The sequence below is a fragment of the Amycolatopsis sp. WAC 04169 genome (assembly GCF_003947535.1).
GTDB lineage: Bacteria > Actinomycetota > Actinomycetes > Mycobacteriales > Pseudonocardiaceae > Amycolatopsis > Amycolatopsis keratiniphila.
The window spans coordinates 1-24,250 of the sequence record NZ_QHJI01000004.1 but is presented as its reverse complement, the minus strand read 5'-3'; the positions used below and the strand labels follow the sequence as shown (position 1 = coordinate 24,250).

Genomic DNA, 24,250 nt, shown 5'->3' with positions numbered 1-24,250 from the left:
GGGAGCTCTCATGGAACGCAGTGTTCGTTCCAGCACCTTGTTTACGGCGTAGAGCGCGTTTTTCGCACTCCCGAGTGACGGTGTGCCCAGCCCGAGGGTGATCGGGGGCCGCCGTTCGCTGTCCCATAGAATTCAGCAGCTGCTAAACCCATGTGTGCGCTCGCGTGCACCGGACCAGTCCCAGCGGACGCCGAGGAGTTATGTCCGAAGCCAACGACAAGCAGGACCCCCAGGCGGGGGCGCTCGCGCCGGAAACGTTGACGGCCGCCGTCAAACAGGCCGAGACGGATTTCGCGGCCGCGGCGGATCTCGACGCGCTGGCCGCGGTCAAGCCCGCCCACCTCGGGGACCAGTCTCCGCTGCTGCTCGCCCGCCGCGAGATCGGCGCCCTGCCGAAGCAGGAGAAGGCCGAGGCCGGCAAGCGGGTCAACGAAGCGCGCCAGGGCATCCAGTCCGCGTTCGACGCCCGCCGCGCGGTGCTCCAGGCGGAACGTGACGAGAGGGTGCTCCGCGAGGAGGCCGTCGACGTCACGCTGCCGTGGGACCGCGTGCCCCGTGGCGCCCGGCACCCGATCGCGACCCTCTCGGAGCGGATCGCCGACGCGTTCGTCGCGATGGGCTACGAGGTCGCCGACGGTCCCGAGCTCGAAGCCGAGTGGTTCAACTTCGACGCGCTGAACTTCGGCAAGGACCACCCCGCGCGCCAGCTGCAGGACACGTTCTACCTCGGCGAGGAGGACTCCGGCCTGGTGCTGCGGACGCACACCTCGCCGGTGCAGGCCCGCACGCTGCTGCACCGCGACCTGCCCGTGTACGTCGTCTGCCCCGGCCGCACCTACCGGACCGACGAGCTCGACGCCACGCACACCCCGGTGTTCTCGCAGGTCGAAGGGCTCGCGGTGGACAAGGGCCTGACGATGGCGCACCTCAAGGGCACCCTCGACGCCTTCGCCCGCGCGATGTTCGGCGGGACCTCGAAGACCCGCCTGCGCCCGCACTTCTTCCCGTTCACCGAGCCGTCGGCCGAGGTCGACGTCTGGTTCGAGGAGAAGAAGGGCGGCCCCGGCTGGGTCGAATGGGGCGGCTGCGGCATGGTCAACCCCAACGTCTTGCGTGCCTGTGGCGTCGATCCCGAGGTCTACTCGGGCTTCGCCTTCGGCATGGGTATCGAGCGCACCCTGCAGTTCCGCAACGGAATCCCGGACATGCGCGACATGGTGGAGGGCGACATCAGGTTCACCCTGCCCTTCGGAACGGAGGCCTGAGTGAAGGTCCCAGCCAGCTGGCTGATCGAACACCTCGACGTCGACGAGGAGGTCACGGCCCAGGATCTGGCCGACGCCTTCGTGCGCATCGGCATCGAGGTCGACGACGTCCGTGAACTCGAACCCGTCACCGGCCCGCTCGTGGTCGGCCGCGTCGCCGAGATCGAGGAGCTCACCGAGTTCAAGAAGCCGGTCCGGTTCTGCCGGGTCGATGTCGGTGAGTCGGAGGACGAGGACGCCGGCAAGCCGGACGAGAACCTCGACGAAGACGAGGACGACGACGAAGGTCCTTTCGAGGACGACGGCCCCACGGGGATCAAGACCCGCGGGATCATCTGCGGCGCCTCGAACTTCGCCGAGGGCGACCTGGTCGTCGTCGCGCTGCCCGGCACCGTGCTGCCCGGCGGTTTCGAGATCGGCGCGCGCAAGACCTACGGCCGTCTCAGCGACGGCATGATCTGCTCCGCGAGCGAACTCGGCATCGGCGACGACCACTCCGGCATTCTCGTGCTCCCGCCGAGCACGGCCAGCCCGGGCGAAGACGCGAGCAAGCTGCTCGGCCTCGACGACACCGTCCTCGAGGTCACGCCGACCCCGGACCGCGGCTACACGCTGTCGGTCCGCGGCCTGGCCCGCGAGCTGTCCAACGCGCTCGACGTCCCGTTCGGCGACCCGGCGTCCATCGAGGTCCCCGAGGCCGAGAGCGATGTCTGGCCGGTGCACCTCGAAGACACCGAGGGCTGCAAGCGGTTCGTCCTGCGCCGGGTCAAGAACCTCGACGCGACCGCGCCGACGCCGTGGTGGATGCGCCGCCGCCTGATGCTGGCCGGCATCCGGTCGATCTCGCTCGCGGTCGACGTGACCAACTACGTCATGCTCGAACTCGGGCACCCGCTGCACGCGTTCGCGACCGGTTCGGTCAAGGGCGATCTGGTGGTGCGCAAGGCGAAGCCGGGCGAGAAACTGACCACTTTGGACGATGTCGAGCGCACGCTCGACGCGGACGACGTGGTGATCGCCGACGACAGCGGGGTCATCTCGCTGGCGGGCACGATGGGCGGCGCGTCGACCGAGATCACCCCGGAGAGCACCGACGTGCTGCTCGAAGCGGCGCACTGGGACCCGTCGTCGATCAGCCGGACCGCCCGCCGTCACAAGCTGTTCTCCGAGGCGGCCAAGCGGTTTGAGCGCTACACCGACCCGCAGCTGTGCGCGGTGGCCGTCGAATTCGCCGCGCGCCTGCTGCGTCAGTACGGCGAGGGCTCGATCCTGCCCGGCCGCACCGACGAGGGCGGCGTCGAGCCGAACCCGCCGGTGACCATGCCGATCAGCCTGCCCGACCAGGTGGCCGGGGTGCGCTACGAACGCGGTGTCACGGTCAAACGGCTCTCGCAGATCGGGTGCAAGGTCAACGTGGGCACGTCGGAGGACGGCACCGCCCTGGTGACCGCGGTCCCGCCGAGCTGGCGTGGCGACCTGGTTCAGCCCGCCGACCTCGTCGAGGAGGTGCTCCGGCTGGAGGGCTACGACAGCATCCCGTCGGTGCTGCCCGACGCCCCGGCGGGCCGGGGCCTCACCGACGTGCAGCGTCGTCGCCGCTCGGTCGCGCGTGCGCTGGCGGAGAACGGCTACGTCGAGGTGCTGCCCTTCCCGTTCATCTCGGACTCGGTCTGGGACGCGTTCGGGCTGCCCGAGGACGACGTCCGCCGCAGCACCGTGAAGGTCCGCAACCCGCTGGAGGCGGACAAGGACCGGATGGCGAGCACCTTGCTGCCGGGGCTGCTGGAGACCTTGCAGCGCAACATTTCCCGCGGTTTCAAGGATGTCTCGCTGTTCCACATCGGGCAGGTCGTGCTGCCCGGGCCGAACCCGATCCCGATGCCTTCGCTCGGGGTCGACCGGCGCCCGACCGACGAGGAACTCGCGGTACTGGAGGCGGCCGTGCCGCCGCAGCCGTTGCACGTCGCCGTCGTGCTGGCGGGTCAGCGTGCCCGGGCCGGCTGGTGGGGCGAGGGCGAGCAGGCGAACTGGGCCGACGCGGTCCAGGCCGCCCGGCTGGTGGCTCAGGCCGCCGGTGTCGAGCTGACCACGGCCGCGGCGGATCAGCCGCCGTGGCACCCCGGCCGCTGCGCGCAGCTGCGGGTGGGGCAGTGGCCCGTCGGCTACGCCGGTGAGCTGCACCCGAAGGTCGTCGAGGCGCTCGGGCTGCCGCCGCGCACCGTCGCGATGGAGCTCGACCTGGACGCGATCCCGATCCCAGACGAGCGTCCGGCGCCGCGGATCTCGGCGTACCCGCCGGTGTTGCTCGACATCGCCCTCGTCGCGGAGTCGGAGGTGCCGTCGGCGGATCTGGCCGAGGCGCTGCGCGAAGGCGCGGGCGAACTGCTCGAGGACATCACGCTGTTCGACTCCTACCAGGGCGAGCAGGTGGGCGAGGGCAAGCGTTCGGTGGCGTACAAGCTGCGGTTCCGTGCCGCGGACCGCACGCTGACCGTCGACGAGGCCACCAAGGCCCGCGACGCCGCCGTCGCGGTCGCCGGCGAACGTTTCGGCGCGAGCCTGCGGGCCTGACTCCTGTAGTCCCGCGAAGGTCCCCTTCCCTCGGCTGAGTCGAGGGAAGGGGGCCTTCACGCGCTTGGGGTGTGGCAAAGTGAGGACTTGTGTCACGTCCAGACGGCCGGTCCAGCATCCAAGACATCGCCCGCGCCAGGCTGAGCGACGGTTTCGTCGGCAGGGTCGGAGAACGTGAGGACTTCCGGGACAATCTGGGGTTGTCCGGAGACGATCGGCGCCGCCGGTACCTGTACTCGGTGCACGGTCTCGCCGGGGTCGGGAAGTCCTTCCTCCTCGACCAGCTTCGCGGTATCGCCGAGGAAGCCCGCGCCGCCGTCGGGTTCGCCGACGACCGGCAGCAGGATCTGCCCGCGACCCTGGTCAAACTGGCGAAGGACCTCGCTCGCGGCGGATACGAGATGCGCCGCTTCGAGAAGCGCTACGAGTCGTATCTCAAGGCGAGGGAACGGCTGCACAGCGATCCGCAGGCACCCGCGGCCGGGCGTGAACTGGTGACGAAGACCGTCGTCAAGGCCGGTCTCGGCGTCGCGAAGACACTACCCGGCGGCAGCATCGCCGCCGACGCGATCGACGCGGACGCGACGGCGAAACAGCTGGAGCAGCTCCAGGTCTACCTCGCGGCGAAGTTCAAGCGGAAGGCCGACGTCCAACTGCTCCTCGAACCGGCGGAGGAGCTCACCAAACCGTTCGTCGAAGATCTGTGGCGCATTCCGGAGACGCGGCAGATCGCGCTGTTCTTCGACACCTTCGAGCGAACCGCGCCGGTGCTGGAGACCTGGCTGCTCGACCTGCTCGCCGGACTGTACGGCGATCTGCCGCAGAACCTGGTGCTGACCGTCGCGGGCCAGTTCCCGCTGGACGAGGCGAAGTGGAACCGGCACGCGCCGCTGGTGCGCGAGATCGAACTCCGGCCGTTCACCGAGCCGGAGGCACGCCGCCTGCTCGCCGAACACGGCATCACCGACGAAGAGGTCATCGAGATCGTGCTGCGGCTGACCGACGGCCTGCCCGTCCTGGTCGCCATGCTGGCCCGCGGCAACCCGGCCGGAGCGGACGCCGTCGGCGATCCCAGCGACGACGCGGTCAAGCGATTCCTGCACTGGGTCCCCGAAAAGGCGAGGAAGGACATCGCCGCCACCGCGTCATTGCCCCGCTTCCTCGACGAGGACGTCATCGGCGTGCTGACCGGGAAGGAGACCGCGGGGGAGACCTTCCGCTGGCTGCGGGAACTGCCGTTCGTCGGGCGCCGCGAGCTCCCGGTGCGCTACCACCCGGTGGTCCGCGGCCCGATGGTGCGGCTGGAACGCGGTCGCTCGCCCGCCGAGTTCGCCGAACGCCACCTTCGGCTCGGCGAGTACTACGAAGGCCGCTGTGCCGAACTCGGTCTGAGCGACCACCGCGACGCCTGGAGCGACGAGCGCTGGCAGAAGAGGAAACTCGAACAGACCTATCACCGGCTCTGCGGCGCCCCGGCCGACGCGCTGCCGGACGCGCTGCTCGGCGCGGCCGAGATGATCACCACCGGCACCGCTCCCGCCCGCGCCTGGGCCCGCATGATGGAACAGGCGGGTGCCGACGCGGACGCGCCCTCGGTACTGGGCTGGGGCCAACGGCTGACCGCCGCGATCGGTGACGGCGACGGCCCGCGGGAGATCCCGGTGCTCGACCTGCTCGCCGGCGCGGGCGAACTCGACGCCGCGCGGCTTTCGACGGTGATCCGGCGGCGCGCCTGGGCCTACGAAAGCCAAGAGGACATCGAGGCGGCGACACGGGACTTCGACCGGGCGCTCGATCTGAACCCCGCCGACCCCTACGCGTGGAGCGATCGGGGAAACCTGTTCCGCAACGAGGGAGACTGGGAACGGGCGTTGTCGGATCTGAACCGGGCTATCGAACTCGACCCCGGGTACGCCTATTCGTGGCGTGGACGCGGCTCCGCTCGTGCCGAACTCGGAGACCTCGACGGCGCGATGGCGGACCTCGACGAGGCCGTCCGTCTCCAGCCCGACCACACATGGGCGTACGCCATCCGGAGCGAGGTGCACTTCAAACGCGGCGATATCCGGAAGGCGATCCACGAGATCGACACCGCGATCCGGCTCGACCCCGAGTACGCCTGGGCCGTCCACTACCGGGCCACGCTGCTCGCCGAGCTGGGAGACGACGAGGGAGCACTCGCCGGTCACCGCGCGGCCGCCGCCCTCCGCCCCAAAGACGTCTTCTACCTGACCAAACTGGCGTTGTTCCTGGAGCGGACGGGAGACGGAGACGCCGCGTCGGCGGCCTTCGACGCGATCGTCGCGGCGGACCCGGGGAGCGCCAGGGCCCACGCGATCCGGGCGGCCTTCCACCACCGCGCTGATCGGAACCGGCTCGCCGTGGACGGTTTCACCGCCGCGCTGCGGATCGACCCGGACTACGAGTGGGCGTACTACATGCGCGGCCAGGCGCACCACAATCTGGACGAGTACCGGACGGCACTCGCCGACCTCGACCGGGCCATCGAGCTGGCTCCCGACGACGCCGAGAACCATCTGCAGCGAGGGGCGGTGCTCAGCAGGCTCAACGAGAACGGCAGCGCGGTGACCTCCTTGAGCCGCGCGATCGAACTCGACCCCGGCAACGAGTGGGCGCACAGCTGGCGTGCTCTGGCCCACCAGCGCTCCGGCGATTTCCCGGCGGCCCTCGCCGACATCGACGTCGCCATCTCCGCGAATCCGGGGCTGGCCTTCTTCCACACCAATCGCGGCGACATCCTCAGAGACCTCGACCGGCACGACGACGCCAGGGCTGCACTCGACGAAGGGGTTCGCCTTGGCCAGGACGGTGGGTACGCCTTGTACCGGCGCGCCCGTCATCGGTTCGTCTTCGGTGACCTGGAAGGCGCGTTGGCCGACACGGAAAGCGCGCTGGAAGCAGGGCACGACGAGAGCGCCCGCGCCCTGCGCGCGGACATCCGCTGCCGGGCGGGCGAGTACGAGGAGGCCATCCGCGAACTACGCGAACTGGTCGCCTCGGATCCCGAGAACTCCGAATACCGCGAAAGCCTCGGGGAGGCTCTGCTGTTCGCGGGGGAGCTCGACGAGGCGGAGACGCTCCTGGCCCCGCTCGCACCGGAATTCGGCTGGGCGCACAACCTCCTCACCCTCGTCTGGCTGCAGACCGGGAAGACGGAAGAAGCCCGCCAGGCGCTGAACGAAGGCCTCGACAAGGCCAATGCCCGGATCTCGACCGGCCCCTTCGCCTGGGACGTCCAGCTCCAGCCGCTCTTCTACCTCCTCGTCCTCGGACGTGAGGACGAAATGACCCGTGACCTCAAGTCCCTGCTCGAAAAGGGCCCGCCACAGGAGACGCGCTTGGAGCTGCTTCGCGATCTCAAGGAACTACGAGTGCTGTTGCCCGAACTCGGCGGGGTGGTCGAGGAGCTCATCGCCCTCGTCCCCAGGCCGGTGCTCACCCTCCCAGGTGCTTGAGCGCCTCCTTCCTGGACAGAGTGGACAGTGCCGGATGCGCGGCGGCGAACGCGCGCACCCAGTCCGGGTCGGTCTTCGCGTACTCGCGCAGGGCCCAGCCGATTCCCTTGCGCAGGAAGAAGTCCTTGTCGTCGATGTTCGCCTCGACGGCACGGGTGAGCAGGTCGGTGTCCGTTCCGCCCTTGGCACCGATCTGGCAGATGACCGCGGTGCGGCGACGCCAGCGGTCCTCGTCGTAGGCCCAGGTCAGCATCAGCGTGGTCACCGTCTCCGGCTCCGCGCGCAGGATCGGGCCGACCCGGCGGATGGCGACCTCGTCCACGTAATCCCACCAGGCGCCCGTCACGATCATCTCCTCGTACAGGCCGAGCAGATCGCCGTCCTGCCAACGGGTGTACGCGCGATGCCCGGAAAGGGCGATCGCCGCATAGCGCTCTTCCCGGAACTCGGCCTCTCGCCACAACGTGAGAATTGCCGTCGAAAAGCTCACACGATCGGGTAGCGGATGTTCGGCGTAGAGCCGTTTCAGCAAGGCCGCCCGAGCCGGGGACGCCACACCGAGGAACGGCATTTCCGACTTCATGTACGCCCGCATCGACGGCGCCTTTTCCGGATCGGCCAGCGCGGCCAAACCGTTGCGAACCGCCGAAACCAGGCTTTTCACCTCGTCCATGCGCTCTCCTTTCCCCCGTGGGCGCCGCGAGCGTACGACAGGGGACCGACAAGACTGATATGCCCGGATCGGGGATCGGATACCGACTAAAGAGGGATGGCGGTCAACGTGTCGGTCAGCGAGATTGAAGCCGGTTCTCGGTAGCTTCGGCCCGACCGGGTCGAACGCGGACGAAAAGGAACACAGTGAAGAAATTCGTTGCCGCCCTGGCGGTCGCGGGGATCGGCGTCGGCACCATGGCGCTCGCTCCCTCCGCCACGGCCGCCTCGGCGTCGGACTTCGATCCGAAGCCCATCTCCTGGGGAGCCTGTACGCGCCCGAGCCTGGTGAAGGCCGGCGCGGAATGCGGTTTCCTCGAGGTCCCGCTGGACTACGCGAAGCCGGGCGGGGAGAAGATCTCGATCGCCGTCTCGCGGGTGAAGCACAAGTCCGCCCAGTCGCAGGGCGTCATGCTGGTCAACCCGGGCGGTCCCGGCGGATCGGGTCTCGGCCTGTCGACGCTCGGCCGGGCCGTCCCCAAGAAGGCGGGTGAGGAGTACGACTGGATCGGCTTCGACCCGCGTGGCGTGGGGGAGAGCAAGCCGTCGCTGACCTGCGACGGGAACTACGCCTCCTACAACCGCCCGCAGTACGTGCCGACCACGCGCGCCATCGAGACGGCGTGGCGCGAGAGGGCCAAGGGTTACGCGAAGGCGTGCGCCAAGAACGGCGCGATCCTCGACCACATCAAGACCATCGATGTGGCGAAGGACGTCGACAGCCTGCGGAAGGCGCTGGGCGAGAAGCAGATCAACTACTACGGCTTCTCCTACGGCACCTACCTCGGGCAGGTCTACAGCACGCTGTTCCCGCAGAACGTGCGGCGGATGGTGTTCGACGGCACCGTCGACCCCCGCGACGTCTGGTACAAGGCGAACCTGAACCAGGACATCGCCTTCGACAAGAACATCAAGATCTACTTCGGCTGGCTCGCGAAGTACGACTCGGTCTACCACCTCGGCAACACCGCCGCCGCGGTCGAGAAGCTGTGGTACGCCGAGCAGAAGAAGCTGTACGACAAGCCCGCGGGCGGCGTCATCGGCGGATCCGAGTGGACGGACATCTTCCTGCAGGCCGGCTACTACGTCTTCGGCTGGGAAGACATCGCGAACGCCTTCTCGGGCTGGGTGCACAAGGGTGACTGGCAGACCCTGAAGGGCCTGTACGACGACTCGAACCCGCCGGGCCAGGACAACGGCTACGCGGTGTACGCGGCCGTGCAGTGCACCGACGTGGCGTGGCCGCAGAGCTGGCCCCGCTGGAAGTTCGACAACTGGGTCACGCACTTCCGGGCGCCGTTCGAGACCTGGGGCAACGCCTGGTTCAACGCCCCGTGCCTCGACTGGCCCGCGAAGCCGGGCAAGCCGGTGGAGATCGACGGCAGCAAGGTGCCCGGCATCCTGCTGGTCAACGAGGAGAACGACGCCGCGACGCCGTACCCCGGCAGCCTCGAGGTCCGCAAGCGCTACCCGAACTCCAGCCTGATCAGCGCTCCGGGCGGCACGACGCACTCGGGCTCGCTGTCCGGTGTGTCCTGTGTGGACGACAAGATCGCGGACTACCTGCTGACCGGAAAGCTGCCCGTGCGCAAGCCGGGCAACGGTTCGGACGTGCAGTGCGGCCCGGTCCCGCAGCCGGTTCCGGCCGGTGCTTCCGCGGCCGCGAAGTCGGACGTGCCGCCTTCAGTCGCCGAGGTGAAGAAGGAGGCGCTGGCTCAGGCGCTGCCTTTCTGAGCCTTCGTCAGGATGTTTCGATGCCCCGGTCCGGGTTTTCCGGACCGGGGCATTTCCTTGCCCTGGGGCTTCTTAGCAGTGGCTCGTCATCCGCATGCTGTGGATGCGGTCGAAGAACCCGGCGTCGAACGATCCCTCGGCGAACCACCAGTGCCACACGTTCTTGACGGTGCCCTTGACGAACTTGGTGTCACCGCCGTGATGGATGGGCCCGAGGACGATGCCGTTGCTGTCCAGGGTGTTCACCCACATCAGCCACGCGTCGTTGCTGTCGCTGCTGACGATCGTCGCCTCGAACGAGGCGCTGCCATTGCGTCTGAGGGTCCATTTCGCGTTGTCCATCGTGCAGTCGCCCGCCTGGATACGACCCCAGGTGAACCAGCAGTAATCCGCTCCGGTGCAGGTGGCGAGTGCGGTGGTGGACGCAGTCGTGCCTGCCGAGGCGGGCGTGGCGAAGACGGTCCCGATCGTGAGTACGAGCATGGTCAAGAAAAGCGACGTCCGGCGTGCCTTGGTCCTCATTTTTCCTCCCCTTCGCAGAAGAACCGGTGAGCAAAGCTAACTCGCGGGCGACCGCGGTCAGGATCACTTAGGTGCGGCTACCGGGGTGGCCGATAGTGCCGTGACCGGCCCCCTCGCGGCCGGGAAAGCGAGGAAACTTCCGGTCACGCACCGAATCCCCTCGCCGCGCCGCCGAATTGTCGGGCCCGCCCGTTAGCGTCCCCGCCATGACCATCGTCGAAGAGCACCGGACCGAGATCCGGGTGCAGGACACCGTTTATCGCATCGAGGTCGCCGCCCGTGAGGGTGGCGGCGCGGCCGGGGAAGACCGCTGGGTGACCGTAATGGTCGGCGGAGCCGGACCGCTGGAAGAGCCTGTCGCCGAAGGCAGGCTCGATATCGACGCCGAAGCCGTACCGGCCTTGGCGACCGTCCTTTCCGACACGCTGCTGGCGTTCGCCGGGCGGAGCACCGGCCGGAACGGCCGCCGAAGATCGGCGGACCGCCCCGCGCAGCAAGGCCTGCCGTGGACCGACGAGCTGGACGCGGAACTGGAAAGCCGTTGGCTCGCCGGGGAAAGCGTCGAGGAGATCGCGCGGCGGTTCGAGCGGACACCGGGTGGGATCCGGGCCCGGTTGCCCAGGGTCGGCTGCGACCCGGAGCGCCGTGGCGCCTATCTCCCCATCCCGCCGAGCCAACGAGAGGTGGCGGAAATCGGCTGAACACCGGTGGCCGCGAGGGCCTTCGGTCCCTCGCGGCCACCGTCAGTCCACTGTGGACGCCGCTCCGCGTTCGGCCCGCGCGGCCATCTCGCGGAGATGCTCGATCAGCTCCGGCGGTTCGTGCACGGTGAATTCGCAGCCGAGCCCGAGAATCCGGAACGCGAGCCAGTCCAGGGTGTCGGTGCCCGCGTGGAAAACGCAGGTCTCGTCGTCCATCGATTCCAGTTCGCCGAATCCCTCGCCGATCGCGGGGGCGACCTGGCCGATCGGCGCGTGCAGGGTCACGCGTGCGCTGTAGGTGGGAAGGAGGCTGTACATCCTGTCGGTGACATAGGCCGCCACGTCCTCCGCGGGTGGCTGTCTCGGGGTGGCCCGGCCGCCGGTCGCCCGCGGTTCCGAGATCCGGTCCGCGCGGAAGATCCGCCAGTCGTCCCGGTCGAGGTCGTAGCCGAGCAGGTACCAGCGGCGTCCGGCGGAGACGAGCCGGTGCGGTTCGACGTGCCGCCGGGATTCGGTTCCTTCGCCGGTGCGGTAGGTGAACCGGGTCCGCTCGGTGTTGGCGATCGCGCCCGCGAAGACGGTGAGGTGTTCCGGATCCACCGCGGGACCCGTGCCGGGGAGCGGCACGGTCGCGACCGCCAGCGCGCCGACGAGATAACGCAGCCGCGAAGGCAGCACCTGTTCGAGTTTGGCCAGCGCCCGTACCGAAGACTCCTCGATACCCGAGATCGCCTGCCCGGCGGCGCCACGGAGACCGACCGCGATCGCGACGGCCTCTTCGTCGTCGAGCAGCAGCGGTGGCATCGCCGTGCCGGCGCCCAGCCGGTAGCCGCCCTCGGCGCCCCGTGACGCTTCGACGGGGTAACCGAGCTCACGCAGCCGGTCGATGTCGCGCCGGATGGTCCGCGGACTGACCTCCAGCCGTTCGGCGAGCTCGCTGCCGGGCCACTCGCGCGGGGTCTGCAGGAGCGACAGCAGGCTGAGCAGCCGGGCGGGGGTGTCGGTCATGCGGTCAAGGATGCCTCGGCAACAGCCCGTATCGGGTGAGCCACACGACTTTGTTTGATTGAACTTGCATGGGAGTGCATAATCATGCGTATGACGGTGAAGATCGCGGTGGCCGGAGCCAGCGGGTACGCGGGCGGCGAACTCCTGCGCCTGCTGCTGACCCATCCCGAAGTCCAGATCGGCGCGCTCACCGCGGCCAGCTCCGCGGGGACGCCGCTCGTCCAGCATCAGTCGCACCTCGCGCCACTGGCGGACCGGGTCCTGCTGGAGACGACCCCGGAGACCCTGGCCGGACACGACGTCGTCTTCCTCGCCCTGCCGCACGGCCACTCCGGTGCCATCGCCGCGCAGCTGGGCCCGGACGTCCTGGTGGTCGACCTCGGCGCGGACCACCGCCTTTCGGACGCGGCCGACTGGCAGCGCTGGTACGGCGGTGACCACGCCGGGCAATGGCCGTACGGGCTCCCCGAGCTCCCCGGCGCCCGCGAACGTCTCGCCGGGACCAAGCGCATCGCGGTCCCCGGCTGCTTCCCGACCGGCGGTTCGATCGCCCTCGCCCCGGCGCTCGCCGCGGGCCTGGTCGAGCCGGAGGTCAACGTCGTCGCCGTCACCGGGACGTCGGGCGCGGGCAAGAGCCTGAAGCCGAACCTCCTCGGTTCGGAGGTGATGGGCTCGGCCACCGCGTACGGCGTCGGTGGTGCTCATCGGCACACGCCGGAGTTCGCGCAGAACCTCTCGGCGGTCTCGGGTGAACGGGTCAAGGTCTCGTTCACCCCGGTGCTGGCCCCGATGCCGCGCGGAATTCTCACCACCGCGAGCGCCGCACTCAAGACCGACCTCGACGCCGAAGGCGCCCGCGCGGTCTACGAAAAGGCGTACGCCACCGAGCCGTTCGTCCAGCTGCTGCCCGAGGGCCGATGGCCGTCCTCGGCGTCGGTGGTCGGCTCGAACAACGTCCAGCTGCAGGTCACCGTCGACGCCGACACCCGGCGCCTGATCGTGGTCGCGGCCATCGACAACCTGACCAAGGGCACCGCGGGCGGCGCCGTCCAGTCGATGAACATCGCCCTCGGCCTCCCCGAAACCACCGGACTACCGACCGTAGGAGTCGCTCCGTGACCGTCACCCAGCCGAAGGGATTCCGTGCCGCGGGCGTCGCCGCCGGGATCAAGGCCGAGGGCAAGCTCGACCTCGCGCTCGTCGTCAACGACGGGCCGCTGCAGGTCGCGGCCGGCGTCTTCACGCGCAACGTGATCAAGGCCGCGCCCGTCCTGTGGTCGCAGGAAGTGCTCAAGCAGCAGCGGCTCAAGGCCGTCGTCCTCAACTCCGGCGGCGCGAACGCCGCCACCGGCCCCGGCGGCTTCCAGGACACCCACCAGACCGCCGAGAAGGTCGCGGGACTCTTCGAAGCCGGCGCGATCGAGGTCGCGGTCTGCTCGACCGGCCTGATCGGTGAACGGCTGCCGATGGACGCGCTGCTCTCCGGGGTGGACACCGCCTTCGAGCGGCTCGGCACCGGTGACGAAGCCGACCTCGCCGCCGCCACCGCGGTCATGACCACCGACACCAAGCCGAAGCAGGCGGCCGCGAAGCACGAAAGCGGCTGGAGCGTCGGCGGGTTCGCCAAGGGCGCGGGCATGCTCGCCCCGAACCTCGCGACGATGCTCTCCGTCCTCACCACCGACGCGGTCGTCAAGCCCGAAGTCCTGGACAAGGCCCTGCGTGCCGCCACCGGCGTGACCTTCGACCGGCTCGACGTCGACGGCGGGACCTCCACCAACGACACGGTGCTCGTCCTCGCGTCCGGCGCCAGCGGTGTCGAGCCGACCGAGGCCGAACTGACCGAACTCCTCACCACCGTCAGCCTCGACCTCGTGCTGCAACTGCGTGCGGACTCCGAGGGCGCGACCAAGTACGTCGACGTCACGGTCACCGGCGCGGCGAGCGAGGCCGACGCCATCGCCGTCGGCCGGACGATCGCCGAGGACAACCTGGTCAAGACCGCCCTGTTCGGTTCCGACCCGAACTGGGGCCGCATCGCCATGGCGCTGGGCCGCGTGCCGGCGGAGATCGACCCGGAGAAGGTCGCCATCGCGATCAACGGCGTCACGCTGTTCGCCAAGGGCACCACCGCGGCGGACCGCTCCGAGGCGGATCTTTCGGGCCGCGACATCCAGATCGTCGTCGACCTCGGCCTCGGTGAAGGCGGGGCGACGATCTACACGACCGACCTCTCGCACGCGTACGTCGAAGAGAACAGCGCGTACTCGTCATGAGCCCTTCCGAATCCACCGTCCCCGCGGACGAGCGGCTCGCGACGGCCGCCGAGAAGGCCTCGATCCTCATCGAAGCCTTGCCCTGGTTGCAGCGTTTCCACGGCGCCACCGTCGTGGTGAAGTACGGCGGCAACGCGATGATCGACGAGAGTCTCAAGCAGGCCTTCGCCGAGGACATGGTCTTCCTGCGCACGGCCGGGTTGCGCCCGGTGGTGGTGCACGGTGGCGGCCCGCAGATCACCGCGATGCTCAACCGGCTCGGCGTCGAAGGCGAGTTCAAGGGCGGCCTGCGGGTCACCACGCCCGAGACCATGGACATCGTCCGCATGGTGCTGACCGGTCAGGTCAGCCGGGAACTGGTCGGCCTGATCAACGCGCACGGCCCGTACGCGGTCGGCATCTCCGGCGAGGACGCGCGGCTGTTCACCGCCGAGCGCAAACAGGCCACTGTGGACGGTGTACCGGTCGACATCGGGCTCGTCGGCGAGGTCTCCGAGGTGAACCCGGACGCCGTGCTCGACATCGTCAACGCGGGCCGGATCCCGGTGGTGTCCACCGTGGCCCCGGACGTCGACGGCGTCGTGCACAACATCAACGCCGACACCGCGGCCGGTGCGCTGGCGGCGGCGCTGGGCGCGGAAAAGCTCGTCGTGCTCACCGACGTCGAAGGCCTTTACGCCAACTGGCCGGATCGCGGTTCGCTGGTCGACAGGATCCGCGTGGACCGCCTCGAAACCCTGCTCCCCGGCCTCGCCAGCGGCATGATCCCGAAGATGGAGGCCTGTGTGCGCGCCATCCGCGGCGGCGTCCGCCGCGCGCACGTGATCGACGGCCGCATCGCCCATTCGGTGTTGCTGGAGGTCTTCACCTCCCGCGGCATCGGTACCATGGTCTTCCCCGAAACGGAGCTCCCGTGACCACGTACAAGTCCAATGTAGACGGCCAGGAGCACTGGAAGTCGTCCCTCATGGACAACTACGGCACCCCGGCGCTGACGCTGGTCCGCGGTGAGGGGGCGAAGGTCTGGGACGCCGACGGCAAACCGTACGTCGACCTGCTGGGCGGCATCGCGGTCAACGCGCTCGGCCACGCGCACCCCGCCGTGGTCGCCGCGGTCACCGAGCAGATCGCGAAACTCGGCCACACCTCGAACCTCTACGTGAACCCGGTCGCCGTCGAACTGGCCGAGACCCTCCTGGACGTCGCCGGCCTGTCCGGCAACGCGAAGGTGCTGTTCGTCAACTCCGGCGCGGAGGCCAACGAAGCCGCGCTGAAGATCAGCAGGCTCACCGGGCGGACCAAGGTCGTCGCGTGCGAAGGTGCCTTCCACGGCCGCACCATGGGCGCGCTGACGCTGACCGGGCAGCCGTCGAAGCGGGACGCGTTCGAGCCGCTGGTTCCCGGCGTCACCCACGTTCCCTATGGCGACGTAGACGCGCTTCGCGCCGCGGTGGACACCGAGACGGCGGCGGTGTTCCTCGAGCCGATCCTCGGGGAGGCGGGCGTCGTCCCGGCGCCGGACGGCTACCTCCAGGCCGCACGGGAGATCACCAAGGCGACCGGGACCCTGCTGGTCCTCGACGAGGTGCAGACCGGCATCGGCCGCACCGGCGCGTGGTTCGCCTTCCAGCACACCGGCATCGTCCCGGACGTCATCACGCTGGCCAAGGGGCTCGGCGGCGGGCTGCCGATCGGCGCGGTCATCGGCGTCGGCGAGGCGGGGGAGCTGGTGAAGCCGGGGCAGCACGGCACCACCTTCGGCGGCAATCCGGTCTGCTGCGCAGCCGGGCTCGCCGTGCTCAGGACCATCGCCAAGGACAACCTGAACGACCACGTTTCCGCACTGGGCAAGGACATCGCCTCCCGCGTGGAGGAGCTCGGCCACCCGCTGGTGTCCGGGGTCCGCGGCGCCGGGCTGCTGCTCGGCATCGCGTTGCGCGAACCGGTCTCGGCGAAGGTCGCCAAGGCCGCGCAAGACGCGGGGTACCTGGTCAACCCGATCGCACCCGACACCATCCGGCTGGCCCCACCGCTGATCCTGAGCGCCGACGAGGCCACGGGATTCCTCGAAGCCCTTCCCGGGGCGCTCGATTCCACCACCACCTAGGACAGAGACGAAAAGCATGCTCCGCAACTTCCTCCGTGACGACGATCTCAGCCCTGCCGAACAGGCCGAGATCCTGGACCTCGCCGACCAGCTGAAGGCCGAGCCTTTGAGCTCGCGCGCGCTGGAGGGCAAGTCCGTCGCGGCGATCTTCGAGAAGAACTCCACCCGGACACGGTTCTCCTTCGAGGTGGGCATCTCCCAGCTCGGCGGCAATCCGGTCATCGTCGACGGCCGCTCGATGCAGCTCGGCCGCGAAGAGACCATCGAGGACACCTCGCGCGTGCTTTCGCGGTACCTGGACGCGATCGTCTGGCGGACCTTCGCCCAGAAGCGCATCGACGCGATGGCCTCGGCGGCGAGTATCCCGGTGATCAACGCGCTCACCGACGAGTTCCACCCGTGCCAGGTGCTCACCGACCTGATGACCATCCGCGAGCGCAAGGGCAAGCTCGCCGGGCTCACCTTGGTGTACCTCGGCGACGGCGCCAACAACATGGCGCATTCGCTGCTGCTGGGCGGGACCACGGCGGGAATGCACGTGCGCGTCGTCTCGCCGGAGGGGTTCCAGCCGGATCAGCAGGTCATGCTCGACGCCAAGCACCGTTCGACGGAGACCGGCGGCAGCACCACGGTCTTCACCGACCCGTACGCCGCCGTCGAAGGCGCGGACGTCGTCGTCACCGACACCTGGACCTCCATGGGCCAGGAGAACGACGGTCTCGACCGGGTCGGCCCGTTCCGCGAGCTGCAGGTCAACTCCGCGCTGATGCGCCGCGCCGCGGACGAGGCGATCGTGCTGCACTGCCTCCCCGCGCACCGCGGCTGGGAGATCACCGACGAGGTCATCGACGGGCCGGCGAGCGCGGTCTGGGACGAGGCCGAGAACCGGCTGCACGCGCAGAAGGCGCTGCTGGTGTGGCTCATGGACGAGAAGCGACGATGACCGGCAGCAGGGTCACCCGGCAGGCCCGGATCACCGAGCTCGTGTCCTCGATGGCCATCCGCAGCCAGACGGAGCTCGCGAAGCTCCTGGCCGCGGAGGGCATCGACGTCACACAGGCGACGCTTTCCCGCGACCTCGACGAACTGGGCGCGGTGAAGCTCCGAGGTGCCGATTCCGGGGCACCGGTGTATGTCATTCCGGAGGACGGCAGCCCGGTACGCGGAGTGCAGGGCGGTACTTCCCGGCTTTCGCGGCTGCTCGCCGAACTACTCGTTTCGGCGGACTCGTCGGGGAACCTGACGGTGCTGCGCACCCCGCCGGGGGCGGCGCAGTTCCTGGCCAGCGCCATCGACAGGGCGGCGCTGGAGGAGGTCGTCGGCTCGATCGCCGGCGACGACACGGTCGCGGTGATCGCGAGGGAACCGTTGTCCGGCAAAGACCTGGCCGAGCGCTTCATGGCGCTGGCCCGACGGTCGTCCACAGTGGACGGCGGTGAGGAGACCGAAGGTGACGCCTGACGGGTTCGCCTTCCCGGATGACCCGGAGAAGCTGGTCATCACCTTCGACGAGGGTGTGCCGGTGGCCATCGACGGGGAGACCGTGACGCTGCTGGAGGCCTTCCAGCAGCTGAACCTGCGTGTCGGCGCCTTCGGGCTCAAAGGACGCGAGATCTACGAGGGGCCGGCCGCGATCGCACTGGTCACCGCGCACGAGGAACTGCAAAAGGTCAGTACCGGGCGGGTGTCCGGCGAGGTGCGGCTGGTCCTGCACCGCGGCAACGCGGTCGTGAACTCCGCGCGCGACGAGCGCGCACTGTACGACTTCACCACAGGCGCTACCTTCGACCGGTCAGTCGCCTGAAGAGAACCAAGGAATCCGAGGAGTGTTGTGAGCGGGAATGAGCAGCCGGTGCAGCTGTGGGGCGGCCGGTTCGCCAGCGGACCGGCCGAGGCGATGGCGGCGCTGAGCGCGTCGACCCATTTCGACTGGCGGCTGGCGCCGTACGACATCGCCGGGTCGCGGGCCCACGCGCGGGTGCTGCGGAAGGCGGGGCTGCTCACCGAAGACGAGCTGACCGGCATGCTCGCCGCGCTGGACACCCTCGCGCAGGACGTCGCCTCGGGCGCGTTCACCCCGACCGTCGCCGACGAGGACGTCCACACCGCGCTCGAACGCGGCCTCCTGGAGCGGGCGGGCACCGAACTCGGCGGCAAGCTCCGGGCGGGCCGTTCGCGCAACGACCAGGTCGCGACGCTGTTCCGGATGTGGCTGCGCGACGCCGCCCGCCGGGTGGTCGCGGGCACCCTCGGCGTCGTCGACGCCCTCGTCTCGCAGGCGAAGCGGCACCCGGACGCGATCCTGCCGGGCCGCACCCACCTGCAGCACGCCCAGCCCGTCCTGCTGGCGCACCACCTGCTCGCGCACGGCCAGTCGTTGCTGCGCGATGTCACCCGGCTGCGTGACTGGGACGCTCGCACCGCCGAGTCGCCCTACGGTTCCGGTGCCCTGGCGGGGTCCTCGCTCGGCCTCGACCCGGAGGCCGTCGCCGAGGAGCTGGGCTTCGACACCAGCGTCGAGAACTCGATCGACGGCACCGCCTCGCGGGACTTCGTCGCCGAGTTCGCCTTCGACGTCGCGATGCTCGCGGTCAACCTGTCCAGGATCGCCGAAGAGGTGATCATCTGGAACACCGCCGAGTTCGGCTACGTCACCCTCGACGACGCCTGGGCCACCGGCAGTTCGATCATGCCGCAGAAGAAGAACCCCGACGTCGCCGAGCTGACCCGCGGCAAGGCGGGGCGGCTCATCGGCAACCTGACCGGGCTGCTCGCGACGCTCAAGGCGCAGCCGCTCGCGTACAACCGTGACCTGCAGGAGGACAAGGAGCCGGTCTTCGACTCCGTCGAGCAGCTGGAACTGCTGTTCCCGGCGATCGCGGGCATGCTCGAGACGCTGACCTTCCACACCGACCGGCTCGCCGAACTGGCGCCCGCCGGCTTCACCCTCGCCACCGACATCGCCGAATGGCTGGTCCGGCAGGGTGTTCCGTTCCGCGTCGCGCACGAGGCGGCGGGGGAGAGCGTCCGTGTCGCCGAGGCTCGCGGCGTCGGTCTGGACGAACTGACCGACGAAGAATTCGAAAAGATCAACCCGGCGCTGACGCCGGCCGTGCGCGAGGTCCTGACCGTCGAGGGTTCGGTGAGCTCGCGCAACGCCCGGGGCGGTACCGCTCCGGAGCGCGTCGCCGAACAGCGGGATCGCCTGATCGCACGGGTCGCCGAACACCGCGCCTGGCTCGGCTGAACAAAGCGCGTGAAGGCCCCCTTCCCTCGGCTGGGTCAAGGGAAGGGGGCCTTCACGCGTATCACGGAAGTCTTGTCTCCAAGCCATCGAAAACGCAGTCGAGGCCACGCTCGAAATCCGCCTCGTTCGTCTCGCCCGGGGCCCGCCTTCGTTGTGCCGCGTACAGCTTCTTGAGCCGCGGATGATCACGCACCGCCTGCTCGGCCGCCGGCCACAAGCGCTCCTTCCACTCCGCCTCGCTCTGCCCGCCGCGTTCGAGTGTGGTCAGCCACGCGGCTTCGCTGGTAGCCCGCCCGACGACGAACGCCATGACCGTGTTCCACGCCAGATCGGCGTCCTCCAGGGAGAAACCGGCGTTCTCGAACAGGGCGAGCGCCGCTTCCGACATCTTCAGCACGTTCGGCCCGAGGTACGCCACTCCCGTCTCGCCGAGCAGCGAACCGAGCCACGGATGGCGCAGGAAGACCGAACGCAGGTCGCGCGCGAACCGTCCCGCCACGACGCGCCACGGCCCCTCACCGGGGAGCGCGACCTCGCCGTACACCTCGTCGACGACCAGTTCCACCAGCTCGTCCTTGGTGGCCACGTGGGTGTACATCGACGGGGCGGCCACACCGAGCCGGGCTCCGAGCTTTCGCATGCTCAGCGCGTCGACGCCGCCACCGTCGAGAAGCTCGATGGCCTGGGAAACGATCTGTTCCCGGCTCAGCGACGGCTGCTCGCGCTTGCGTTTCGGCGGACGCATCCACACCGACATCCGCGCTCCCTCACTTTTCCGTACAGTGTTCAGTATGCCTAACACTGTACGGACAAAGTTCGACCTCGCCCACTGGCAGTCCAGGCTCGACGACCTGAGGGCCGAACACCACGTGCCGGGCGCGACGCTCGCCGTGCTGGCCGAGGGAGAGATCCACGAACTGGCGAGCGGGGTTCTGCACCGGGGAACCGGGGTGGCGGCGACCACCGATTCGATCTTCCAGCTCGGCTCGATCGCCAAGGTCTACACGGCCGCGCTGGTACTGGGGCTGGCCGAGGAAGGTCGCCTGGACCTCGACGCGCCGGTCGTCGAGGTGCTGCCGGAGTTCGCGACGATCGATCCCGTGGCGACGAAGACCATCACCGCCCGGCGACTGCTCAGTCATACCGGCGGGCTCACGTGCGACTTCGTCGAAGACACCGGACGCGGGGACGATTGCCTCGCCAAGTACGTCGAGGCCGCCAGGGGAGTGGCGCTCGACTGCCCGCCGGGAACGGCCGCGTCCTACAGCAGCGTCGGGTACAACGTGCTCGGCCGGATCGTCGAGGTCCTCACCGGCCTGACCTGGGACGACGCCCTGCGCGAGCGGCTCGTCCTCCCGCTCGGGCTCGCCGAGACGATGACCCTGCCCGAGGAGGCGCTGCGCTTCCGGGTGGCGATGGGGCACCTCGGCCCGGACCCGGAGCCGACCGCCGCGTGGGATCTCCTGCCGCGCTCCGCCGGACCGTTCGGCCGCGTCCTCGCCACGGCGGGCGACGTCGTCCGCTTCGCCCGGATGCTGCTGGACGGCACGGCACCCGACGGGACGCGCGTGCTGGCCGAAGAGACGGTGACCATGATGCGGCGTCTGGAAGCAGAGGTGCCCGACAAGTGGACCCTCGGTTCCGAAGGCTGGGGGCTCGGGCTGTCGATCCACGACTGGAACGGCGTTCCCGGTTTCGGGCACAACGGATCCTCGATCGGGCAGCGCTCCTACCTGCGTGTGGTGCCGGACGCCGGAGTGGCCTTCGCCCTGCTCACCAATCACGGCACGACCGACAGGCTGTACAACGAGCTTTCGCGAGAACTGCTCGGCGAGGTCGCCGGGGTCGAAGTTCCCGGGGACTTCGCCCCGCCGGCGTCACCACCCACGGTGGACGTCGCCCCCTTCGCCGGTACTTACCGTCGGGAAGGCGTCATCATCACCGTCACCGAGACGGCGGGAAAGCTGCACTTCGTCTACGAATTCGCCGATGGTCTCAAGGGGATCGCCCCGCCGATCGAAGCGGATCTGGTGCCCGTGTCGGAGGGTGTCTTCGCCGGGATGAACCCCATGTTCGGCGACGACTGGATGCCGGTGCTGTTCACGAAACTCCCCGACGGCACCGAGTGTTGCCACACCAGCATGCGGGTGGCGCCGAAGATCCGAACGGCCGGTTAAGGTCGGCGGAGGGAGAACGCGACGTTAGGGGAGTGCGGAACGTGGAGACCGGCAGACAGTTCACCCGGCGCGAGCTGGCGCTGGATCCGGTGGAGCTGTCCACGCTCCTGCTCGGCGCGGTGATCGAGGCCACCGGCCCCGACGGCACGGTCGCGGTCCGTCTGGTGGAGGTCGAGGCCTATCGAGGGCTCGACGATCCCGCGTCGCACTGCTATCGCGGCAAGACCCCGCGCAACGCGGTCATGTGGGGGCCCGCGGGGCATCTGTACGTGTACTTCGTCTACGGCATGCACTTCTGCGCGAACGTCGTCGGCACCGAAGACGGGCAGCCGGGTGCCGTGCTGCTGCGTGCCGGCGAGGTGGTGTCCGGTGCGGACATCGCCAGGGCGCGCAGGCCGTCCGCGCGCGGCAACGGCGAACTCGCCAAAGGCCCGGCCATCCTCACCTCGGTGCTCGGTATCGACCGGGCCGAGAACGGTGTCGACCTGACCGACCCCGCGTCACCCGTCCGGCTGTTCACCGGCGAACGGGTCCCCGAAGCGGACATCCGCACCGGGCCGCGCGTCGGGGTCGCGATGGCGATGGACACGCCCTGGCGCTTCTGGATCGACGGATCACCCGCGGTCTCCACCTACCGCCGCGGCGGCAAGCGACGGGCGGCCGCCCCCGGCCGATAGTCGGTTGACCTGGTGCGGGAGGATCTACAGGCGTGAGCGAGCACATCCTTGACGAGCTGACCTGGCGCGGCCTGATCGCGCAATCCACCGACCTCGAAGCACTGCGGCGAGACCTCGACCAAGGACCCCTCACGCTCTATTGCGGATTCGACCCGACCGCGCCCAGCCTGCACGCCGGCAACCTGGTGCCCCTGCTGATGCTCTCGCGCTTCCAGCGCGCCGGGCACCGGCCGATCGTGCTGGCGGGTGTCGCCACCGGGATGATCGGCGACCCGCGTGACACCGGTGAACGCACCCTGAACACGCTGGACACCGTCGCCGAGTGGGCGGATCGGATCCGCGGGCAGCTGGAGCGGTTCGTCGACTTCGACGACTCGCCGACCGGCGCGGTCATCGAGAACAACCTGAACTGGACCGGCAAGCAGACCGTGGTCGAGTTCCTGCGCGACGTCGGCAAGCACTTCCCGGTCAACATGATGCTGAACCGGGAGACGGTGAAGCGCCGCCTCGAAGCCGACGGCATGTCGTACACCGAGTTCAGCTACCTGCTGCTGCAGTCGCAGGACTACCTGCACCTGTACCGCGAGTACGGCTGCAAGCTGCAGATCGGCGGCTCCGACCAGTGGGGCAACCTCGTGGGTGGCGTCGACCTGATCCGCCGGACCGACGGCGGGCACACGCACGCGCTGACCGCGCCGCTGGTCACCGACACCGAAGGACGCAAGTTCGGGAAGTCCACCGGTGGCGGCAGTGTCTGGCTCGACCCGGAGATGACGTCGCCGTACGCGTGGTTCCAGTACTTCGTGAACGTCGCCGACGCCGACGTCATCCGCTACCTGCGGATGTTCTCCTTCCTCGGCCAGGAGGAGATCGCGGCGCTGGCCGAGGACACCGAACAGCGCCCACACCTGCGGTCCGCGCAGCGGAAGCTGGCCGAGGAGTTCACGACCCTGGTGCACGGTGCGGAGGCGACCCGCCAGGTCATCGCCGCGAGCCAGGCGCTGTTCGGCAGGGGGGAGCTCCGTGAGCTCGACTCGTCCACCCTCGACGCCGCCATGGCCGAGGTGCCGAACGGCAAGGTCGATCCGAACGGCGAGTCGACGATCGTCGATCTGCTGATCGCGGCCGGGCTGGTCGACAGCAAGGGCGCCGCGCGCCGCACCGTCAAGGAAGGCGGCGCGTACGTCAACAACACGAAGATCGCCGACGAGGAGTGGAAGCCGTCCTCGGACGACGCTCTGCACGGCCGCTGGCTGGTGGTCCGCAAGGGCAAGCGCAACGTCGCCGGCGTGCGCGTCGGGGGCTGATGGCGGCCCGGGCCCGAAACAGGGGCTCTGACCTGTGGAAACGCAGTTAAGGTACCCCCCTGTTTCGGGCCCTTTCGGGGCGTGTAAAGTTCTCCAAGTCGCCAGGGAAACCGGGCGGCCGACCGGGACACGAACCAAGCTCTCGCTCAGTGCGATTGAGTGGGTGTCCCACCAAAAACTGCTAGGAATGACTGCTTCGGATAAGGCCGCGTGATGGCGGTGCGATTCGGGGTGTGTTGCTTGAGAACTCAACAGTGTGCTAGTGAACTAAGCCAGTAGAGCTTATGTATTGAAACCTCGTAAGAGGTTCCTTTGAGAGCAAATTATTTGCCTCGATCAAATTTGACATTGTTGGAGAGTTTGATCCTGGCTCAGGACGAACGCTGGCGGCGTGCTTAACACATGCAAGTCGAACGATGATCCGGTTTCGGCCGGGGATTAGTGGCGAACGGGTGAGTAACACGTGGGCAA

The 24,250-nt window shown here is 69.1% G+C and carries 20 protein-coding genes and 1 rRNA gene; 17 read left to right on the top strand and 4 right to left on the bottom strand.

Annotated elements, in window-relative coordinates:
• Window positions 1-200: 200 nt before the first annotated feature.
• The 3 genes from pheS (at window position 201) to DMC61_RS09315 (ending at window position 7,312) form a co-directional block, all read left to right on the top strand.
• Window positions 201-1,265, top strand: a complete 1,065-nt coding sequence (pheS, locus tag DMC61_RS09325) for a phenylalanine--tRNA ligase subunit alpha (protein WP_037345633.1) — start codon at window positions 201-203, stop codon at window positions 1,263-1,265.
• Entirely contained in the window at window positions 1,266-3,836 is a 2,571-nt protein-coding gene (gene pheT / locus DMC61_RS09320) for a phenylalanine--tRNA ligase subunit beta (protein WP_125688489.1), read from the top strand. It begins immediately after the preceding gene.
• 89 nt (window positions 3,837-3,925) lie between these two features.
• Window positions 3,926-7,312, top strand: a complete 3,387-nt coding sequence (locus DMC61_RS09315) for a tetratricopeptide repeat protein (RefSeq protein WP_125688487.1) — start codon at window positions 3,926-3,928, stop codon at window positions 7,310-7,312.
• Here the strand turns inward: DMC61_RS09315 and DMC61_RS09310 are convergent.
• Window positions 7,293-7,985 carry a DNA alkylation repair protein gene (locus DMC61_RS09310; RefSeq protein WP_125688485.1) on the bottom strand — a complete coding sequence of 231 codons (693 nt, stop codon included), beginning with the start codon at window positions 7,983-7,985 and terminating at the stop codon, window positions 7,293-7,295. The two genes, DMC61_RS09315 and DMC61_RS09310, sit on opposite strands and share 20 nt — an antisense overlap.
• A gap of 185 nt (window positions 7,986-8,170) precedes the next feature.
• Between DMC61_RS09310 and DMC61_RS09305 the strand changes: the two genes are divergently transcribed.
• Complete coding sequence (locus tag DMC61_RS09305; RefSeq protein ID WP_125688483.1) at window positions 8,171-9,757, top strand: alpha/beta hydrolase; 1,587 nt, start codon at window positions 8,171-8,173, stop codon at window positions 9,755-9,757.
• 72 nt (window positions 9,758-9,829) lie between these two features.
• Here DMC61_RS09305 and DMC61_RS09300 read toward each other — a convergent pair whose 3' ends face one another.
• A complete protein-coding gene (locus DMC61_RS09300; RefSeq protein ID WP_125688481.1) occupies window positions 9,830-10,279 on the bottom strand; it encodes a DUF6294 family protein in 450 nt (149 codons plus the stop codon).
• 206 nt (window positions 10,280-10,485) lie between these two features.
• On the opposite strand from DMC61_RS09300, the gene DMC61_RS09295 reads away from it, so the two are divergent.
• Window positions 10,486-10,980: a hypothetical protein gene (locus tag DMC61_RS09295; protein ID WP_016335391.1), complete on the top strand. Its 495-nt coding sequence runs from the start codon at window positions 10,486-10,488 to the stop codon at window positions 10,978-10,980.
• 42 nt (window positions 10,981-11,022) lie between these two features.
• Here DMC61_RS09295 and DMC61_RS09290 read toward each other — a convergent pair whose 3' ends face one another.
• A complete protein-coding gene (locus DMC61_RS09290) occupies window positions 11,023-11,988 on the bottom strand; it encodes a YafY family protein (protein ID WP_125688479.1) in 966 nt (321 codons plus the stop codon).
• Between the two features lie 90 nt (window positions 11,989-12,078).
• Here DMC61_RS09290 and argC point away from each other — a divergent pair, with 90 nt between their 5' ends.
• From argC to argH, 8 genes are read left to right on the top strand one after another with little or no spacing between them, the layout of a single operon-like run.
• Complete coding sequence (gene argC, locus DMC61_RS09285; RefSeq protein ID WP_125688477.1) at window positions 12,079-13,107, top strand: N-acetyl-gamma-glutamyl-phosphate reductase; 1,029 nt, start codon at window positions 12,079-12,081, stop codon at window positions 13,105-13,107.
• Window positions 13,104-14,264: a bifunctional glutamate N-acetyltransferase/amino-acid acetyltransferase ArgJ gene (argJ, locus tag DMC61_RS09280; RefSeq protein WP_125688475.1), complete on the top strand. Its 1,161-nt coding sequence runs from the start codon at window positions 13,104-13,106 to the stop codon at window positions 14,262-14,264. The genes argC and argJ overlap by 4 nt, the downstream gene beginning before the upstream one ends.
• Window positions 14,261-15,181 (top strand): acetylglutamate kinase, encoded by a 921-nt coding sequence (argB, locus tag DMC61_RS09275; protein WP_016335387.1) that lies wholly within the window; start codon window positions 14,261-14,263, stop codon window positions 15,179-15,181. Before argJ ends, argB begins: the two co-directional genes overlap by 4 nt.
• Window positions 15,178-16,371 carry an acetylornithine transaminase gene (locus DMC61_RS09270; RefSeq protein WP_125688473.1) on the top strand — a complete coding sequence of 398 codons (1,194 nt, stop codon included), beginning with the start codon at window positions 15,178-15,180 and terminating at the stop codon, window positions 16,369-16,371. Before argB ends, DMC61_RS09270 begins: the two co-directional genes overlap by 4 nt.
• Window positions 16,372-16,387: 16 nt before the next feature.
• Window positions 16,388-17,314, top strand: a complete 927-nt coding sequence (argF, locus tag DMC61_RS09265) for an ornithine carbamoyltransferase (protein WP_125688471.1) — start codon at window positions 16,388-16,390, stop codon at window positions 17,312-17,314.
• A complete protein-coding gene (locus DMC61_RS09260) occupies window positions 17,311-17,832 on the top strand; it encodes an arginine repressor (RefSeq protein WP_016335384.1) in 522 nt (173 codons plus the stop codon). Before argF ends, DMC61_RS09260 begins: the two co-directional genes overlap by 4 nt.
• Window positions 17,822-18,175 (top strand): argininosuccinate synthase domain-containing protein, encoded by a 354-nt coding sequence (locus DMC61_RS09255; RefSeq protein ID WP_016335383.1) that lies wholly within the window; start codon window positions 17,822-17,824, stop codon window positions 18,173-18,175. Before DMC61_RS09260 ends, DMC61_RS09255 begins: the two co-directional genes overlap by 11 nt.
• Window positions 18,176-18,202: 27 nt before the next feature.
• The gene (gene argH / locus DMC61_RS09250) at window positions 18,203-19,618 is read left to right on the top strand and encodes an argininosuccinate lyase (RefSeq protein ID WP_125688469.1); all 1,416 of its coding nucleotides are present in this window, start codon (window positions 18,203-18,205) and stop codon (window positions 19,616-19,618) included.
• Between the two features lie 61 nt (window positions 19,619-19,679).
• On the opposite strand, the gene DMC61_RS09245 is transcribed toward argH, so the two are convergent.
• The gene (locus DMC61_RS09245; RefSeq protein ID WP_125688468.1) at window positions 19,680-20,375 is read right to left on the bottom strand and encodes a TetR/AcrR family transcriptional regulator C-terminal domain-containing protein; all 696 of its coding nucleotides are present in this window, start codon (window positions 20,373-20,375) and stop codon (window positions 19,680-19,682) included.
• A gap of 34 nt (window positions 20,376-20,409) precedes the next feature.
• Here DMC61_RS09245 and DMC61_RS09240 point away from each other — a divergent pair, with 34 nt between their 5' ends.
• The 4 genes from DMC61_RS09240 to DMC61_RS09225 all read left to right on the top strand — a co-directional run.
• A complete protein-coding gene (locus DMC61_RS09240) occupies window positions 20,410-21,795 on the top strand; it encodes a serine hydrolase (RefSeq protein ID WP_125688466.1) in 1,386 nt (461 codons plus the stop codon).
• A gap of 41 nt (window positions 21,796-21,836) precedes the next feature.
• Entirely contained in the window at window positions 21,837-22,472 is a 636-nt protein-coding gene (locus DMC61_RS09235; protein ID WP_199749945.1) for a DNA-3-methyladenine glycosylase, read from the top strand.
• A gap of 32 nt (window positions 22,473-22,504) precedes the next feature.
• Window positions 22,505-23,779, top strand: a complete 1,275-nt coding sequence (tyrS, locus tag DMC61_RS09230; RefSeq protein ID WP_063276212.1) for a tyrosine--tRNA ligase — start codon at window positions 22,505-22,507, stop codon at window positions 23,777-23,779.
• A gap of 348 nt (window positions 23,780-24,127) precedes the next feature.
• Window positions 24,128-24,250, top strand: a 16S ribosomal RNA gene (locus tag DMC61_RS09225); the annotation flags it as partial.

Excerpts from the sequence above, each read along its gene's own strand:
- pheS (WP_037345633.1), top strand. The coding sequence starts at position 201 with ATGTCCGAAGCCAACGACAAGCAGGACCCCCAGGCGGGGGCGCTCGCG.
- DMC61_RS09310 (WP_125688485.1), bottom strand. The coding sequence starts at position 7,985 with ATGGACGAGGTGAAAAGCCTGGTTTCGGCGGTTCGCAACGGTTTGGCC.
- DMC61_RS09300 (WP_125688481.1), bottom strand. The coding sequence starts at position 10,279 with ATGAGGACCAAGGCACGCCGGACGTCGCTTTTCTTGACCATGCTCGTA.
- DMC61_RS09295 (WP_016335391.1), top strand. The coding sequence starts at position 10,486 with ATGACCATCGTCGAAGAGCACCGGACCGAGATCCGGGTGCAGGACACC.
- DMC61_RS09290 (WP_125688479.1), bottom strand. The coding sequence starts at position 11,988 with ATGACCGACACCCCCGCCCGGCTGCTCAGCCTGCTGTCGCTCCTGCAG.
- argC (WP_125688477.1), top strand. The coding sequence starts at position 12,079 with ATGACGGTGAAGATCGCGGTGGCCGGAGCCAGCGGGTACGCGGGCGGC.
- argB (WP_016335387.1), top strand. The coding sequence starts at position 14,261 with ATGAGCCCTTCCGAATCCACCGTCCCCGCGGACGAGCGGCTCGCGACG.
- argF (WP_125688471.1), top strand. The coding sequence starts at position 16,388 with ATGCTCCGCAACTTCCTCCGTGACGACGATCTCAGCCCTGCCGAACAG.
- DMC61_RS09260 (WP_016335384.1), top strand. The coding sequence starts at position 17,311 with ATGACCGGCAGCAGGGTCACCCGGCAGGCCCGGATCACCGAGCTCGTG.
- DMC61_RS09245 (WP_125688468.1), bottom strand. The coding sequence starts at position 20,375 with ATGTCGGTGTGGATGCGTCCGCCGAAACGCAAGCGCGAGCAGCCGTCG.
- DMC61_RS09240 (WP_125688466.1), top strand. The coding sequence starts at position 20,410 with ATGCCTAACACTGTACGGACAAAGTTCGACCTCGCCCACTGGCAGTCC.